The sequence below is a fragment of the Mycolicibacterium chubuense genome (genome assembly GCF_001044255.1).
Taxonomy (GTDB): Bacteria; Actinomycetota; Actinomycetes; order Mycobacteriales; family Mycobacteriaceae; genus Mycobacterium; species Mycobacterium chubuense.
On the sequence record NZ_JYNX01000019.1, the window covers coordinates 74736 to 90110 of the forward strand.

Here is a 15375-nt window from a genome sequence, read left to right on the forward strand (position 1 = left end):
CCATGACAATCGAGTCGGCCGGCCTGCGGGAGCGCAAGAAGTGGCAGACCCGCCAGGCCATCCGCCGCGAGGCGCTGCGGCTGTTCACCGAGCAGGGATACGCGGACACCACGGTCGAGCAGATCGCCGAGGCCGCCGAGGTCTCCCCCCGCACCTTCTACCGCTACTTCCGCGTCAAGGAAGCGGTGCTGATCTCCGCGGACCACTCGCCGCTGATCGTCGCGGCCTTCATCGCGGCACCCCGGCATCTGACGCCGATCGCCGCATACGAATACGCGGTGACCGAGGTGTTCGGCTCGCTGTCCGAGCAAGACCGGGAAGCCGACCTCATCGGTCAGCAGCTGCTCTACCAGGTGCCCGAGGCGCACGGGCTGATCTACGCCGAACTCATCAAGCTGATCGGGCTCATCACCGATGCGCTGCAGCACCGGCTCGACGAGCCGACCGACGAGGCCGAGCGCAGCGTGCTGGCCGGCGCGATCGTCGGCGTGATCATGGGCGCCGCACACAACACCCCCCTACCCGAGAAGGCGCTTCCCAGCGCGCTGTCGATCCTCGACGCCAAGATGTCGTGGTGACGACGGCTGCTCCCTCGACCTGGGCACCGCTGCGCTCGCCGGTCTTCCGCGCACTGTGGATCGCGCAGCTCGTCTCCAACCTGGGCACCTGGATGCAGACCGTCGGCGCGCAGTGGATGCTCGTCGACGATCCGCGCGCCGCGGTGCTGGTGCCGCTGGTGCAGACGGCGACGACGCTGCCGGTCATGCTGCTGGCGCTGCCGTCCGGGGTGCTGGCCGACCTGATCGACCGGCGCCGGCTGCTGATCGCCACGCAGGGCGCGATGGCCGCCGGGGTGGCGTTCCTGGCCACGCTCACCGGATTCGGGCTGACGACGCCCGCGGTGCTGCTGATCGTGCTGTTCGTCATCGGGTGCGGGCAGGCGCTCACCGCGCCGGCCTGGCAGGCCATCCAGCCCGATCTGGTTCCGCCGCAACAGATCCCGGCCGCTGCCGCGCTGGGCAGCATGAGCATGAACGGCGCCCGGGCGATCGGGCCCGCGATCGCCGGTGCGCTGGTGTCGCTGGCCGGTCCGACGCTGGTGTTCGCGCTCAACGCGGTGTCGTTCATCGGGATCGTGGCCGTGCTGATCTGGTGGCGGCGTCCGCCGATCGAGCACAACTTCCCGCCCGAGCGGGCGCTCGCTGCGCTGAGCGCGGGGGGCCGCTACATCCGCAGCTCGCCGATCGTGCGGCGCATCCTGCTGCGTACCGCGCTGTTCATCGGCCCGGCGAGTGCGCTGTGGGGACTGCTGCCGGTGATCGCGGCCGACCAGCTGGGGCTGTCGTCGTCGGGGTACGGCCTGCTGCTCGGCGCGTTGGGAGTCGGGGCGCTGCTCGGAGCGTTGGTGCTGTCGCGGCTGCGGTCGCGGTTCGGGCAGAACACGCTGCTGGCCCTCGGGGCGGGTGGCTTCGCGGTGGCGACGGTGGTGCTGGCGCTGGTGCACAGCTTCGCGGCGGTCCTCGCCGCGCTGGTGGTCGGCGGGGCGGCGTGGCTGCTGTCGCTGTCGACGCTCAACGCGTCGATGCAGCTGAGCCTGCCGGGCTGGGTGCGGGCCCGCGGGCTGTCGGTCTACCAGCTGATCTTCATGGGCGGGCAGGCGCTCGGCTCGGTGGTGTGGGGCGTGCTCGCCGGGGCCACCAGCAGCGTGAACAGCCTGCTGGTCAGCGCCGGCCTGCTGGCGGCATGCGGGGTGTCGCTGCTGTGGTGGCCGCTGCACCGCAGCACCGGCAACCTCGACCTGTCGCCGTCGTCGCACTGGCCGGAGCCGACGCTGCTGTTCGAGCCCGAACCGCTCGACGGGCCCGTGCTGGTGCTGACGTCCTACCGGGTGGCCCCGGAGAACGAGGAGGCGTTCGTCGCGGCGATGGCGGTGCTGGGTCGGTCGCGCCAGCGCACCGGCGCGGCGCAGTGGCGGCTGTTCCGCAGCGTCGAGGAGGCGTCGACCTACATCGAGACGTTCGTGGTGCGCTCCTGGGGCGAGCACATGCATCAGCACTACACGCGGTTGACGGGCCAGGATCAGCTGATCGAGCAGAACGTGGAGAAGTACACCGACGGCGAAGCCGTGTCCCAGCACTACCTCGCGGTCCGCGACTCAGGCTGACCCGACCACCGGCCAGAACAGGTCGAACAGTCGCGCTTCCCACCCGTCGGCGACGGTCCCGGTGCGGGCGCGCTCGGCGGTGTACGCCCCGACCAGCGCGTCGATCAGCGTCGCCGCGTCGACGCCGGCCCAGCTGTCCTCGATCACCTGCTCCAGCGCGGCGCGCTGACCGGCGAGGATGCGCCGGAACACCTCCGTGAACTCCGGATCCTCGTCGGTGAGCAGCGCCGCGAAGCCACCGAACCCGATGCCGGCGTCGACGGCCTCGACGGCGTGCCCGATCACCCAGCGCAGCAGCTCGCGCGGGTCGGTGTCCGCGCCGGGCGGTTCCGTCGGTGCGAGCCGCTCCAGCGCGGCGGAGAGCATCTCCCGCCGGTCCTTGTAGCGCCGGTAGATCGTGGTCTTCGCAACCCCGGACCGGGCGGTGACCGCCTCGACGGTCACGCCCCGAGGCCCGCGGGTGCGCAGCAGGTCCAGCGTCGCGTCGGCGATGCGCTGGTCGACGTCGCGCCTCGGCGTCATCGCTGCTCCTTCGCGCGGAATATCCCGGTCGCGGAAAACGCTACACTAGGCGTAGCGCTACGGTGAGCGTAGCGTTTGACGGGAGGAGACCTCATGGCGACGTTCGCCTACCTCAACTTCCTGCTGACGTTCGTGGCACTGGGACTGTTCGTGCACGCGCTGGCGACAGGCAGCGCCGCGGCGGTGGCCTACGGCACGGCGCTGGTCGTGTTCATCGCGGCGATGATCGCGGGTTCACGCGTCGGCAAGCACGCATGGGCGAAGCCGGTGCGGGACGCACAGATCGACCGGTATCTGCAGCGCTATCGCGGTGTCGAGGACGCGCCGGCGCAGCCCGAGCACGAAATCCCGGAGAAGCTCGCAGCGTAGGGTTCGACCGTGCATGTCGACGCGATGACGATGCCGCAGCCCCTGCTCGAGGTCGCCGACCTCGCCCGGCGCACGCAGACCGCGGGGTTCTCGGGCCTGCTGTTCACCGAGACCGGCCGCACGCCGTATCTCAACGCGGCGGTGGCCGCGCAGGCGGCGCCGGGGCTGGAGCTGTCGACGGGCGTGGCGGTGGCGTTCCCGCGCAGCCCGTTCGTCACGGCGGCGACGGCGTGGGAACTGCAGGAGGCCTCGGGCGGCGCGTTCCGCCTGGGCCTGGGCACGCAGGTGCGCACGCACGTGGTCCGCCGCTACGGCGTGGAGTTCGAACATCCGGGGCCGCGGCTGCGGGACTACGTGCTCGCGGTCAAGGCATGCTTCGCGGCGTTCCGCACCGGGAAGCTCGAGCACCGCGGCGATTTCTACAGCCTCGACTTCATCACCCCGCAGTGGAGTCCCGGCCCGATCGACGTACCGGATCCGAAGGTCGACATCGCCGCCGTGAATCCGTGGATGCTGCGGATGGCCGGCGAGGTCGCCGATGGCATCCACGTGCACCCGCTCGGCGAGCCCGGCTACATCCGGCGCCACGTGCTGCCGAACCGGGCCGCCGGCGCGGAGAAGGCGGGCCGCTCCGCCGACGACATCGCGGTGATCGTGCCGGTGATGACGATCGTCGGCGACACCGACGAGGAACGGCACCGGGAGCGCGAACTGGTCCGGGCCAGCATGAGCTTCTACGGCAGCACCCCGAATTACGCGTTCATCTGGGACGAAGCCGGGTTCGAGGGCACGACGGCGCGGATCCGGGAGAAGCAGAAGGCCGGGGACTTCGCCGGCATGGCGGCGCAGATCACCGACGACCACATCGCGGCGTTCGCGACGGAGTCGACATGGGACGGCCTGGCCGACGCGCTGAGGGCGAAGTACGACGGGGTGGCGACACGGTTGGTGCTGTACAACGCGCTGGCCGACCGCGAGTGGTTCGAGCGATACGGGGAAGTGGCCCAGCGCCTCTCGTGAGCGCTATTCGCCGGCAGGACCGTTGACCGCGGCCAGGAACCGGTTGCCTGCGTAGGGCAGTTCGATTCCGTTCTCGTCGAAGGCGCGCAGAATCTCGCGCCGCAGCCGGCGCTGGACCGACCACTGGACACCGGGCCGGGTCTTCACGGTCATCCTCAGGGTGACCTGGTCGGACCGCACCTCCTGAACACCGAGCATCTCGGGTTCGCCGAGGACCTTGGCGGCGATTTTCGGGTCGTCGAGTGCGCTATGGGCGGCGTCGAGGGCGACCTTCTCGGCGCGTTCGACGTCGGCGGTGGGCGCGACCGGGATCTCGATGCGGGCGACCGCGTAGTCCTGGCTCATGTTGCCCACGCGGGCGATCTCGCCGTTGCGCACGTACCAGAGGGTGCCGTCGATATCGCGCACGGTGGTGATGCGCAGACCGACGCTCTCGACGTCGCCGACGGCGTCGCCGAGGTCGACGGTGTCGCCGACGCCGTACTGGTCTTCGAGGAGCATGAACACGCCGGTCACGAAGTCGCGCACCAGGTTCTGCGCGCCGAAGCCGATCGCGAGGCCGACGACGCCGGCCGACGCGAGGAACGGCGCGATGTTGACGCCGAGCACGTTGAGAACGCCCAGCGCAACCCAGATCAGCAGCACGATCGACACCGTCGACTTCAGCACCGAGGCGATGGTCTGCGCGCGCTGCTGGCGGCGCTCGGCGGCGCGGGCACTCGCGGCCGAGGACTGCCCGCGGTCGCGCAGGCCGCGCAGCAGCGGAGGTTTCTTGGCCGGCGCCTGGTCATCCGAGACGACGTTCTTGCGGGATCTGCCGGTGGCGGCCCGATCGATCATCCGGTGCAGCACATATCGTGCGACGAGCACGACCAGGATGTACGCAACGATCCGGATGGGAACTTCGAGCAGCCAGTGCCGGTTGGTTTCGGTCCATTCGAAGGCGAGGTTGTATACGTCCATCATCTCGACCGTATGTCTACCCACGGGGCCGAACGCAAATCATCCGGTGGGTGAACGTCCCGCAAAAGCCTTCGGGGTGCGCGTTGCCCGGAGTACGGTAACTGCACGTCAACGTCGAGGGGCCCGCTTGCTGCCAGTGAGTGGCGGGCCAGATGGGGACATCGTTACATGGGAACGTCCGTGCGCTGGAGACCGCGCCCCACCGCCTGGCTGGGTGCGGGACTGCTGGCGTTCGGACTCGGTGCCGCGGCGCTGGTCGGCGCCGGGACGGCCCAGGCCGACGACGGCGCCAACCAGGCGCCGTCGCGCATCAGAACCACTGTGGCCGAGCCGAATCCAGTGAGCGGACGGGTGACCGGCGCGGTGAGCGCAACGGACCCGGACGGTGACTCCGTCACGTTCCGCGCGGGGCGCCCGTCCCGGGGTGCGGTGACGATGGAGTCCGACGGGTCCTTCGCCTACGACCCGACCGACGACGCGCGTCGCCGGGCGCGGGCAACGCGCTTCACCGACGTCGACAGATTCCGGGTGACGGCCGACGACGGCCGCGGCCGGTCCCGATCGACGGCGGTCAGGGTGAAGGTCGCACCCAAAAACAGCGCACCTGTCGCGGGTGCGCCGAACCTCGAGGCGCCCCGGTCGACCGACGGGGCGCTCACCGGGTCGGTACCGGTCACCGATCCCGACGGCGATCGCATCTCCTACCGTGTGTCGACGGCGCCGCAGCGCGGCGACCTGTCGGTCGGCTCCGACGGGTCGTTCACCTATACACCGACCGGCACGGCCCGGCACACCGCGGCGACCGGCGCTGCCGGGACGACCACTGACGCCGCGGCACTGGCGGCCACGGACCGCTACGGAGCGGTGACGACCATCCCGCTGACGCTGACGATCGCGCCGAGGAATGCGATCCCGACCAACGCGAGGGTGACGGTGGGTCAACCGGATTCGTCGACGTGGATGGTGACGGGGACGGTGCGCGCCGACGACGCGGACGGTGACACCCTCACCTACCGCGGACCGACGGCCACCCCTAAGGGCGAAGTTGCCGTGACGGCTGTGGGTGCGTTCACCTACACCCCGTCGGCGACCGCGCGGCAGAACGCGTCGGCTCCCGGCGCGAGCGCGGCCGACCGGGCCGACACGTTCGTCGTGACGATCGACGACGGCCACGGCGGCACCGTCATAGTGCCGGTCGCCGTGCCGATCGGCCCGGGGCCGGTCACTCCCCCGCCGCCGCCCGGCGCGCTGCCCGCGTTCCCCGGAGCGGAGGGGTTCGGCAGTACGACCACCGGCGGGCGCGGCGGCGCCGTGGTGTACGTGACGAACACCAACGCCTCGGGTGTCGGCTCGCTGCAGTGGGCGATCGATCAGCCGGGGGCGAAGTACATCCTGTTCAAGGTCAGCGGTCTGATCGACACGCAGATCCATCTGACGAACGGGGATGTGACCATCGCGGGCCAGACGTCGCCGGGCGGGATCACGATCCGGGGTTTCGTCACCGACGAGACGCCGTTCCAGGACCAGGCGGTACGGGCGCCCGGTGACTACGCGGAAAACTGGGTGCTGCAGCACATTCGAATCCGGCCGGGTGTGAACGGACCGAGCGACGACGGGCTGCGTTTGCGCTACACGCGCAACGCGGTCGTCGACCACGTGTCGATCGGGAACGCCACTGACGAGGCGGTGGAGATCTCGTACTCCAACAACATCACGATCCAGAACTCGGTGATGGCCGAGACGGTGGGCGGCCACTCGTTCTACGGCGGGGTGCTGATGAACTACTCGAACCCGGCCCACGGGTTCGAGTTGAACAACATCACGCTGCACCACAACGTGTTCAACCGGATCGAGGGTCGGTTGCCGGAGGGCAGCCGGGAGTCGCTCGCGGCGGCGAACTCCACGATGAACCTGGAGCTGTCGAACAATCTGTACTGGGATCCGAGGTTCTTCATCGCGCTGGGGGTGAGCACCAACATCGTCACCGACAGCCGCGGCAACCCGTATCCGATCTACTGGAACCTCAACGCGGTCAACAACTATTTCCGGGTCGGGCCGCAGTTCCCGTACGGCATGTTCGACGATCAGATCCTGCGCGTGGCGGGCAACCGGCTCTACGTCAGCGGCAACCAGATGAGCAGCTATCCCGGCCGGTCCGACTATCAGCTGTTCCACTGCTGCAACGACTTTCCGACGGCGGGCATCCCGGACGCCGCGACGATCCGGGCGCAGAAGTTGACGGCGCGCAACCCGTTCCCCGCGATCACCTACACGCCGACATCCCAGTTGGTCGCCGAGTTACTCACGCGCGCGGGGGCATGGCCGCGCGACCCGATGGACCGCCGGCTATTCGCCTCGATCGCGAGCAACACCATCGCGACGGCCGCCCCGAACACGAACCCGGCCAATGATGCGTTGCTGCCGGCGTATACGGGTCAGCCGCCGACGGCGCCCGTGGATACCGACAACGACGGGATGCCCGACGCGTGGGAGATCGCCAACGGGCTGAATCCGTCGGTGGCCAACCAGAATGCGACGACGCTCTCGGCGTTGGGCTACACGGACCTCGAGGTGTACCTGCAGGAGCTGTCCGCCCGCCTTGTCGGGAGCGGGTCGATCGTCTAGTCGCGTCGGCCCGGCCATGTGCGACGAGTGCCCGATGTCAGCGACAATGTCGGCGTCTAGTGAGGTGTGCTGACAACGAGGGAAGATGAGGCGATGATTCGCGTTGGGCTCGCTGCAGGGTTTCTGTTCGGCGACGACGCGATCCTTCTTGCGATGGATAGCGAAGGCATCACCGCCTTCAAGAACACAGTGAGCGATGCCCTGCGCGAGGGGGCGTCGCACCTGGATGGGGACGGAGTCGCTCACGACTTCGTCGTCGACGCCGACGCCTCCTGTGTCGAACTGAGCGACGGTCGTGTGGTGTGGCGTTTCGATCGCACGACGGCCGGCGAGGTGGTTGATCACCTGAGCGCTCTGGCGTCGCACGACCATCCCGGCCACTCCTACGTCGATATCACCTCCCCGGTCGACACGCTCGTGTTGTCGCGCGACGAATACGCCGGGTAACGGAGGCCTCTGCGACGAGATCCACGTTGTGCAGACGGCTACGCGCACCTTCGCTGCAGAAAGTGGATCTCGGACTTGTCGGTGCCCGCTCGTATGGTCGGCGCATGGCCAGGAGGGACTCGGGGGGCGGCGGCTTCGTCGGCGTCCTCGGCGTGCTGTTCCTGCTCGGCCTGATCGTCAAGTACATCTGGTGGATCGTCGGCGCGGCGGCCGTCATCGGACTGTCGGTGGGCATCTACTACGCCAGCCGGGCCGCGATCCAGCGCGCCGAGGAGCGGCAGCGCCTGGCGGAACGTCGCGAGGAGGAGTTGCGGATCCGGGCCGAGCGGCAACGCCGGTGGACGCTACTCGGGGACAGCCGCGCCGTCTACGGCAAGGACGGCGAGGCCCCGACGCGCGCGGTCGCGCAGCCACCGGCCGACGACGACCGTCCCATCGCGAGGATGGCCACCACCGCCGGTGAGCTGGCGGCGCTGAAACGGGACAAGCCGCAGGCGTGGGAGCACGCGTTGTTCGCGTCGGTCCTGATGCAGCGCACCTCTGCGGTCCTGCCGCGGCTGCGCGACAGCGAGCTGGGATTCACCGCGTCGGGCAGCATGCACGTGTCGACCGGCCCGTATCTGGCGTCGGCGCTGAGCGACCTGCTCGACCAGATGCTGGCCACCACGCAACAGCTCGCGGCGTTCGTGAACGCCCGCGCATTCATGGCCGCCTTCGGGCGAGAAGGCGGCGACGGCGAGCCCGACGCCGAGGCGGTCGAGCACATCGCGCACCGCCTGATGGACTACCAGGAGCGGCTCCTCGAACTGTCCGAACAGTGCCGTGAGCTCGCCGCGCCGTCGGCTTACACCGACGTGATCGCCGACTGCGCAAGGCTTCTCGACATGCCGCTGCAGGGCATCCGCGAGTTCACCGCCGAGTATGTCGACATCATCGAGGCGCTGCCCCGCGTCCTCGAGCACGCCACCGGCACGATCCATCTGGGCGGCCTTGCGCTGGACCTCGACGTCGACGACGACTTGCTGAGCAGGACCGAGAAGCGCCTGCACGCCATGGTCCGCTGATTGCTCGCGAGCGCTCGATACTGACGACCATGTCAAAAGTCATAGATGACGTTTGACTGACGTACCGGACACGGCCCGCGCCCACCTTGTTTGCGACAAGATCGATGGCTAGTCTCGTCGCTACCGGGAAATCGTTGAAGAGCAGCGTTCCGGGCTTCGTCGGGGAACCACATCACGTTCCAGGAAAGATTTGCCCATGAGCGCTTCAGGCCGCCATCACGCCGACGGAGATCGTCGCCACCGCAGAGGTCCCCTGCTGGGGTTCGCCGTCGCCGGGGCGTTGCTGCCGCTGGTCGCCGCACCCACCGCGAGCGCCGCGAGTGTGATCCCGGAGGGGCCGCTCACGGTTCGGACGATCAGCCCGGTGAAGGGCAACTACATCAACGAGACGCTGCAGGGCGTGGTCTGCCAGGCACCGAACACGTGCACCGAGATCCCCTACCTCAGCTTCATCACCCCCTTCGGGGTCGCGCGGCTCGACAACGTCCTCAAGGCCGAAGCCAACGACGAGCCGATCGTCATCTACGCCTACAGCAACGGCGCGCAGATCGCCCAGCACTGGATCACCGACCACGCCGACGATGCGGACGCACCGCCGGCGGAGAACGTGACGTTCATCCTGATGGGCAACTCCACCCGCAAGTACGGCGGCGCGGACAAGGAGTTCGGCGTTTCGCAGCCGAGCCAGTACCACGTCATCGATATCGCCCGCGAGTACGATCCGGTGGCCGACTTCCCGGACAACGGGCTCAACCTGCTGGCGGTCGCCAATGCGCTCTCCGGGTTCATCACGCTGCACGACTACCGCGACGTCGACATCAACGACCCCAACAACATCGTCTGGGATGAAGGCAACACCACCTACGTGCTGGTGCCGACGGAGAATCTGCCGCTGCTGAACCCGCTGCGGCTCATCGGCTTGAACGCGCTCGCCGATCAGCTGAACGGACCGCTGAAGGAGATCGTCGACCAGGGTTACGACCGCAGCTACATCCCGGAGGACGCGCGGCCGACGCCGACCGTGGCCACTGCTGTCGCCGCCAAAACCCCCGTCGCGGAGCCTGATCCGGCACCGGTGCAGGCCACGACGAAGAAGGCCGCGGTCACGACGGAGGCGGTGAAGAGCGCACCGGAGCCCGACTCCGATGTCGAAGGAGACGTTCAGGAAGCGAAGCCGGCGAAGTCCACGACGACGTCGACGAAGGACGACGACGTGGCGGACGCGGTGCGGTCGATCACGACGACCGCGACGCGGGAACTGAAGAAGTTGACCGAGCCGCTGAAGTCCCTGCGCCCCTCGCGCGCATCGGCCGACGATGCGTCGTCGTCGAGCAAGCCGTCATCGCGGGATTCCGGGTCGTCGGATCGCAGCAGCGCCGGCGGGGACAGCGGCCAGTAGACCGCTACTCGCTGTCGCCGCCGGCGGAGGCGGTGGCCTTGTCGGCCTTCGCCGGCTCAGACTTGGTGGTCTCAGCTTTGGCGCTTTCCGCCTTGGTCTCGGTGGCCGAGGAGTCCTCGTCGGCGGTTTTGGCCGGCTTCGTGGCCTCTTCCGCGTCCGAATCATCGTTGCGTGCAGACTTTTTGGCTTCGACGGCTTCGCGCAGCTTCTCGATGCGCTCCTGCCGGCGGGTGACGGCGTCCTTCCACGAGGTCGCCCGCTTGAGGGAGCGCGTCGGCGTGGGTGCGTCGTCCTCCGGCTTGGCGGCGGTCTCAGCGACGAGCGTGGTGGTCGTCGGCTTGGGCGCGGGCGGCCCGGTCAGGGTCGGCGGGATGCCGGTCTCCATGGGCGGTCGGTTGTAGGCCGAGTCGATGATGGGCCGCAGCTTGCTGTCGAGGGCGGCGACGAACTTCGGGTCGAAGTGGAAAGCGACCATCGGCGCCAGGATCGGCAGCACCTCGGCGGGAATCAGGATGGTGGTCGTCGTTCCGCCGGCGCTGTTCACCTCGATGGTGTATTCGGTCGGGTTGTTGCGGATGTCGAAGTTGGAATTCTTCACGTGCAGGGTCATCGCTCCCATGACGGCGTTGCTGACGGCGAGCATGTTCCAGGTGTTGTCCGGGAAGTCCGCGAGACCGTCGTACTCGGTCTTGACGATGAGGACGTCATAGGGGGTGACGGGGGTGGGCAGGTCGGCGAGCTTGCCGAGGAAGCGCTTGCTGGGCGCGCCGTAGATGGCGACGTTGAGTTCCGAGGGCGGCGGCGGTTCCTTGCCGTCGGTGGTGTTGGCGCGGTCGGCCTCGAGCCGGCGCAGCACCTCCATGACCGACGGCGCGCCCTCGGAGACGCCGCCGATGGTCTTGGGTCCGGCGTAGGCGGGGTCGTAGACCGCGGCGTAGAGGTTGTCGGCGCCCTTGGCGACGGAGGAGTAGAGCTCCTTGCCGGGGAAGGGGACGTTGACGCGCCGGTCGTAGTCGGCGAAGTAGCCGCCGAACGCCTCGGCCATCTGCTGCTCGGTGAGTTTCGCGTACACGCCCTTTCCACCGAGGAGCAGCGCGGTCGAGGCGTTCGCTACCCCGGTACTCAGCGCAACGATCATGGCTCCAAGAAGGACGGCCAAGCGATACATTTTCCACCCCGTGTTCACGCAGAGAGCTCCCCGAGCCTGATAATTCTGACGCTACGGGCCGGCGCCGTTCGAGGAATCGGGGAAACCCCCCGTGTTTGCTTGGTCCGTTCTGCGTGAACGGGGCTTCATCGTCGTTCGCAGCATTCGCGTGGTCGCCGCACCCTTAGTGCGCAACGCAGCTTGAGCAGGTGTCGGCCTTGCGCCCATGTCCTAGCCTGTCGCACAACGCCGATCCCCGGGGAGACGATGAAGCCGTATCACGTCCACGCAACAACCACAGCCGTCGAGGTATGGACTGGCTACCGCGTCCAGTTCGGCGGGATGGAGAGACACCAGTGGCAGAAGACGCTGAAGGCGGAGGTGAAGGCAGCGTTCTGCGGTATCGCGGATTCGAACGCACCGTTCACCGGTTTCTACGACACCACCGACCGAGCGGTGTCCGATGTAGAGAACAGCTTGTTCACAAACTGGCTCGGCCACTTACCGACCGGAATCACGCTGCTGCGGTTCGAGCGTGGCCCCTTCGCTGCGCCTGAGCCCCCCGTAGATATCGACCGGGTTGGCGGTCACCTTCACTACTACCGCTACACGATCGGGGGCCGGTGGACGACCTGGGACGCCGACGCGGTGCTCGCCCGCTGGGACCGCGTCCCGCGACGACTGGCACTTGACGGCTCTGCAGGGCCGGGCTGGATGGCGCTTCGCCATGGCCGAGCAGACGGCAAGGTAGAACTGACTGGCGCGAGCCTCTATCCCGACGAGAACTTCGGCGTGCGGCTCACCGTGCACGCGACCAGCCAAGGTCCCAAGAACGCCATCACGGTCAGCGAGAATATTGTCGACGGCACGCTCGCGGCCTTCCACTCAGATGTTCTTTCGGAAGCCCTGTTTCCGAATCTCAAAGGGAGGTTCCCTCGCGTCACGGAGGACGAACTTCGGCGCGCGCTTGACAATCCGATAGGTCCGCTCTTCCTCACGCCGGCGATTCGTCCGTTCGGGAAATCCGTTCAATTCAGTCCGGCAGACGAGCGGTGCATCGTGGGCGAGGTGGAGATCCGTCGAGACGCCACCGGGTCGTGCTCGGAACTCAGCGGTGAGCTTTTCACCGTTAAACCGGTCCCGCAGTCCAGCTACTGAGCGAAATATCATTCAGCACTTCCAGACTCGGTGACCAACTGCAGAACAACCGGACGACTTGATTGGACTACCACATCGGGGAAGAGCGCGAGCAACGCGCAGACAAAGGCGGAGCGCTTCACGTTGAGGTGGTTGAGTAGGACGACTTGGCTGAGTTCGCCGTTCCGACGGAGATGATCCCACGCACGGACGATCATCCAGGCTGGAACATGCTGGGGACCCGTTCCCCGATCGCGAGACCGAGCGGTTTCTACGTACACACCCTCACGGTCAAGTCCGGCAATCCTGTTGACCTGTTTGTTGGCGATCGTCTCGATGTCGTCGCCCTCCCGCACTGCGGCGGCGACTCTTTCGAAAAGACCTTCGTCCATTTCGCGAGGCCGGTCTTCGTTCCGATGATGCGTGCTCACGGGATGTTCAGCCGCCGCGCGAGGTCCGGTCCCCCGACTTCCCGCAGGAAGTCCGGGTCACCGCAGACGACCAATTGATCTCGGGCGCGGGACAATCCGACATAGAGACGCTCGCGGGAGCGCTCGAACGCCGACTCCTCGTTGACGACGAGGACGACCGCTCGGCGTTCGAGGCCCTTGAAGCCGAGCACGTGACCGTAGAAGACCTGATCGGCGTCCCAGAAGCTGTCCCAGTAGGCGGCGCTGCCCGCGGCTTGGCGTTCGCGTTGCTCGGGATGGCGGCTGCCGGTGGTCAGCAGCGCCACGTCCTCGGGCCGCCAGCCCTGCTCGAGCAGCGCCTCCACTTCGTCGTCACCGACGTCCATCGCGTCCTCCCGCGTACACGCCACATACTTGACCGCTGGGCCTTCGCCCCCGAGGAAACGCATCGGGTGATCGACCAGCGGCTGGAACGCGTTGGCGATCTGACGGGTGTTGCGCAGGTTGTGGTCGAGCACGAGCGGAACCAGCGGCACCGGAGGTGAGCCGTGCCGGTGGAACACCCGCTGGCCTTCGTCGGTGAACACGTAGAGCCCGCCGGTCTCGTCGTCCCGCAACGCGGCCAGCAGCGGATCCCACCAGGCGTCGGCGAAGTCCTGCGCCTCGTCGACGACGATCGCGTCGAACCGGTGGCCCTGGTCGAGTTGCATTGCCAGCTCGGTCATCTGAGCCGGTAGGTGCCGTTCCCAGAACTCCACCGTCTCGTCGGTGCGCAGCGACTCGTCGGGTCCGGCGGGAGCGCCCCACGTCTTGCCGAGGTCGTGGAACTCGCCGACGTAGGCCGGCTGTTGACGCCGGTTCCAGGTCGCGGTGATCCGCTCGAGGTAGGAGGCAAGGCCGTGGGAGTAGCAGACTAGGGCGACGCGCTGCCCGTCGCGGGCCAAGCGGCGGGCCTGTTCCATCGCCAGGAAGGTCTTGCCGCTGCCGGCGCCGCCGCGGATCTCGACGCGATGCAGCAGCCGGATCGCGTCGAGGATGACGGACTGGTGTTCGGTGAGAACGTCTGCCGCGTCTTCGTTTTCGAGTGCGCGGGCGACGACGCTGCGCTGCGGGAGACCACGCCCGCTCAACGATTCGTTGAGTTCGGCGATTCCGAGACGGCTGAGCAGCGGCCGGTCGAGTTCCTGGCTGTGCAGGACCTCGCGCAGTTTGGCGACGATGTCGGGCAGGTCGGTGCGGTCGATGACCTTCCAGCGTGGACAGTCGGGCAGGGCGAAGTCGTCGGACAGGTCGGTGTTGGGCAGCACCACGACGTGGTCCCAGCGCAGTCGACCCTGCGTCCAGCGGGGATCCTTCTCGACGAAGTCACGCAGCGCGTAGCAGGCCTCACGGGCCTGACGGACGGGGTCGATCTTGTGCTCGTGGCCGCGGCGCTTCTGCCGCCAGGTCTCCCCGTCATGCCACACCTCGCCGCCCTTGACCTCGACGCAGACGATGCCGGCGCCCTCGATGGCGACGAAGAAGTCGATCTCGTGGTCTTTGAGGTGGTCGGTGACGCGTTTGCCGGGGATGACCAGGTCGCCGGGCTCGAGCTGGTCGATCAGGGCCTGCCAGACCCTGCGCTCGGCGCCGTTGGCCAGCCGTGGTGTCTCGGACACGGTGATGGTCATGCGTCGCCTCCCCCTTGAGTCGTTCCCGATGGTAGCGAGGACCGCGGACATGGCGAGAAATTGGCGTCAGGACCCCCTCCCGGCGGCGGCTAGCCTCGAACTACCGACGCTTTCGAGGAAGGTCATGCAAGAGCTGAGAGTAGATGTCGATCAGGCATTCGCCGCGTCCCGCGCGTTGGGCAACGACGCTGTGGAACTGAGCGAGGAGCTCGAGGATTTGACACGAGAGTGGGAGAACCTGACTCGCGGCTGGTCGGGTGTCGCTTCGTCCACGTTCTCCGACGCATGGGGAGAGTGGCTCGAGGTAGCAGTGACTTTGATCGACGCACTTGCCGAGCGGTCACTCAACATCGGGCAGGCTGCGGTTCGTTATGCCGAGCAAGACGTTCAGTCCGGCGAGGTGATCGGCTCCATCCAGACGGATCTGTACATCTGATG

At 67.9% G+C, this 15375-nt stretch carries 15 protein-coding genes; 10 read left to right on the forward strand and 5 right to left on the reverse strand.

The features are described 5' to 3' along the window. The first annotated feature begins 2 nt into the window (after nucleotides 1-2). Complete coding sequence (locus tag MCHUDSM44219_RS04550) at nucleotides 3-578, forward strand: TetR/AcrR family transcriptional regulator (RefSeq protein ID WP_048417033.1); 576 nt, start codon at nucleotides 3-5, stop codon at nucleotides 576-578. After that, a complete protein-coding gene (locus MCHUDSM44219_RS04555; RefSeq protein WP_109777588.1) occupies nucleotides 575-2164 on the forward strand; it encodes an MFS transporter in 1590 nt (529 codons plus the stop codon). The genes MCHUDSM44219_RS04550 and MCHUDSM44219_RS04555 overlap by 4 nt, the downstream gene beginning before the upstream one ends. Here MCHUDSM44219_RS04555 and MCHUDSM44219_RS04560 read toward each other — a convergent pair. Next, the gene (locus MCHUDSM44219_RS04560) at nucleotides 2156-2686 is read right to left on the reverse strand and encodes a TetR/AcrR family transcriptional regulator (protein WP_048417035.1); all 531 of its coding nucleotides are present in this window, start codon (nucleotides 2684-2686) and stop codon (nucleotides 2156-2158) included. The two genes, MCHUDSM44219_RS04555 and MCHUDSM44219_RS04560, sit on opposite strands and share 9 nt — an antisense overlap. A 93-nt stretch (nucleotides 2687-2779) precedes the next feature. On the opposite strand from MCHUDSM44219_RS04560, the gene MCHUDSM44219_RS04565 reads away from it, so the two are divergent. Next, nucleotides 2780-3055: a hypothetical protein gene (locus MCHUDSM44219_RS04565; RefSeq protein ID WP_048417036.1), complete on the forward strand. Its 276-nt coding sequence runs from the start codon at nucleotides 2780-2782 to the stop codon at nucleotides 3053-3055. 9 nt (nucleotides 3056-3064) lie between these two features. Next, nucleotides 3065-4075, forward strand: coding sequence for a TIGR03617 family F420-dependent LLM class oxidoreductase (locus tag MCHUDSM44219_RS04570; RefSeq protein ID WP_048417037.1), 1011 nt, complete (start codon nucleotides 3065-3067; stop codon nucleotides 4073-4075). 3 nt (nucleotides 4076-4078) lie between these two features. Here the strand turns inward: MCHUDSM44219_RS04570 and MCHUDSM44219_RS04575 are convergent, their stop codons facing one another. After that, nucleotides 4079-5038 carry a mechanosensitive ion channel family protein gene (locus MCHUDSM44219_RS04575; protein ID WP_048417113.1) on the reverse strand — a complete coding sequence of 320 codons (960 nt, stop codon included), beginning with the start codon at nucleotides 5036-5038 and terminating at the stop codon, nucleotides 4079-4081. Nucleotides 5039-5206: 168 nt separating this feature from the next. Between MCHUDSM44219_RS04575 and MCHUDSM44219_RS28380 the strand changes: the two genes are divergently transcribed. From MCHUDSM44219_RS28380 to MCHUDSM44219_RS04595, 4 genes are all read left to right on the forward strand, one after another. Next, nucleotides 5207-7663: a cadherin-like domain-containing protein gene (locus tag MCHUDSM44219_RS28380; RefSeq protein WP_053081187.1), complete on the forward strand. Its 2457-nt coding sequence runs from the start codon at nucleotides 5207-5209 to the stop codon at nucleotides 7661-7663. A gap of 93 nt (nucleotides 7664-7756) precedes the next feature. After that, entirely contained in the window at nucleotides 7757-8110 is a 354-nt protein-coding gene (locus MCHUDSM44219_RS04585) for a hypothetical protein (protein WP_048417038.1), read from the forward strand. A gap of 104 nt (nucleotides 8111-8214) precedes the next feature. Beyond that, nucleotides 8215-9174, forward strand: a complete 960-nt coding sequence (locus tag MCHUDSM44219_RS04590; RefSeq protein ID WP_048417039.1) for a hypothetical protein — start codon at nucleotides 8215-8217, stop codon at nucleotides 9172-9174. A 196-nt stretch (nucleotides 9175-9370) separates the two neighbouring features. Further along, the gene (locus MCHUDSM44219_RS04595; RefSeq protein ID WP_053081188.1) at nucleotides 9371-10573 is read left to right on the forward strand and encodes a PE-PPE domain-containing protein; all 1203 of its coding nucleotides are present in this window, start codon (nucleotides 9371-9373) and stop codon (nucleotides 10571-10573) included. Nucleotides 10574-10577: 4 nt separating this feature from the next. On the opposite strand, the gene MCHUDSM44219_RS04600 is transcribed toward MCHUDSM44219_RS04595, so the two are convergent. Then, complete coding sequence (locus MCHUDSM44219_RS04600) at nucleotides 10578-11711, reverse strand: PE-PPE domain-containing protein (RefSeq protein ID WP_048417040.1); 1134 nt, start codon at nucleotides 11709-11711, stop codon at nucleotides 10578-10580. Nucleotides 11712-11987: 276 nt separating this feature from the next. On the opposite strand from MCHUDSM44219_RS04600, the gene MCHUDSM44219_RS04605 reads away from it, so the two are divergent. Further along, on the forward strand, nucleotides 11988-12878 hold the full coding sequence (locus tag MCHUDSM44219_RS04605; RefSeq protein WP_048417041.1) for a hypothetical protein: 891 nt from the start codon (nucleotides 11988-11990) through the stop codon (nucleotides 12876-12878). 8 nt (nucleotides 12879-12886) lie between these two features. On the opposite strand, the gene MCHUDSM44219_RS28730 is transcribed toward MCHUDSM44219_RS04605, so the two are convergent. Both MCHUDSM44219_RS28730 and MCHUDSM44219_RS04610 read right to left on the reverse strand, forming a co-directional pair. Next, nucleotides 12887-13288 (reverse strand): hypothetical protein, encoded by a 402-nt coding sequence (locus tag MCHUDSM44219_RS28730; RefSeq protein ID WP_236695348.1) that lies wholly within the window; start codon nucleotides 13286-13288, stop codon nucleotides 12887-12889. Further along, entirely contained in the window at nucleotides 13285-14937 is a 1653-nt protein-coding gene (locus tag MCHUDSM44219_RS04610; RefSeq protein ID WP_048417042.1) for an NERD domain-containing protein, read from the reverse strand. Before MCHUDSM44219_RS04610 ends, MCHUDSM44219_RS28730 begins: the two co-directional genes overlap by 4 nt. 124 nt (nucleotides 14938-15061) lie before the next feature. On the opposite strand from MCHUDSM44219_RS04610, the gene MCHUDSM44219_RS04615 reads away from it, so the two are divergent. Further along, nucleotides 15062-15373, forward strand: coding sequence for a WXG100 family type VII secretion target (locus MCHUDSM44219_RS04615; protein ID WP_048417116.1), 312 nt, complete (start codon nucleotides 15062-15064; stop codon nucleotides 15371-15373). The last annotated feature ends 2 nt before the right edge of the window (nucleotides 15374-15375 follow it).

Bases quoted from the DNA above. Each gene is read 5' to 3' on its own strand.
- MCHUDSM44219_RS04550 (WP_048417033.1), top strand. From the start codon at position 3: ATGACAATCGAGTCGGCCGGCCTGCGGGAGCGCAAGAAGTGGCAGACC.
- MCHUDSM44219_RS04560 (WP_048417035.1), bottom strand. From the start codon at position 2,686: ATGACGCCGAGGCGCGACGTCGACCAGCGCATCGCCGACGCGACGCTG.
- MCHUDSM44219_RS04565 (WP_048417036.1), top strand. From the start codon at position 2,780: ATGGCGACGTTCGCCTACCTCAACTTCCTGCTGACGTTCGTGGCACTG.
- MCHUDSM44219_RS04575 (WP_048417113.1), bottom strand. From the start codon at position 5,038: ATGGACGTATACAACCTCGCCTTCGAATGGACCGAAACCAACCGGCAC.
- MCHUDSM44219_RS28380 (WP_053081187.1), top strand. From the start codon at position 5,207: ATGGGAACGTCCGTGCGCTGGAGACCGCGCCCCACCGCCTGGCTGGGT.
- MCHUDSM44219_RS04585 (WP_048417038.1), top strand. From the start codon at position 7,757: ATGATTCGCGTTGGGCTCGCTGCAGGGTTTCTGTTCGGCGACGACGCG.
- MCHUDSM44219_RS04590 (WP_048417039.1), top strand. From the start codon at position 8,215: ATGGCCAGGAGGGACTCGGGGGGCGGCGGCTTCGTCGGCGTCCTCGGC.
- MCHUDSM44219_RS04595 (WP_053081188.1), top strand. From the start codon at position 9,371: ATGAGCGCTTCAGGCCGCCATCACGCCGACGGAGATCGTCGCCACCGC.
- MCHUDSM44219_RS04600 (WP_048417040.1), bottom strand. From the start codon at position 11,711: ATGATCGTTGCGCTGAGTACCGGGGTAGCGAACGCCTCGACCGCGCTG.
- MCHUDSM44219_RS04605 (WP_048417041.1), top strand. From the start codon at position 11,988: ATGAAGCCGTATCACGTCCACGCAACAACCACAGCCGTCGAGGTATGG.
- MCHUDSM44219_RS04610 (WP_048417042.1), bottom strand. From the start codon at position 14,937: ATGACCATCACCGTGTCCGAGACACCACGGCTGGCCAACGGCGCCGAG.
- MCHUDSM44219_RS04615 (WP_048417116.1), top strand. From the start codon at position 15,062: ATGCAAGAGCTGAGAGTAGATGTCGATCAGGCATTCGCCGCGTCCCGC.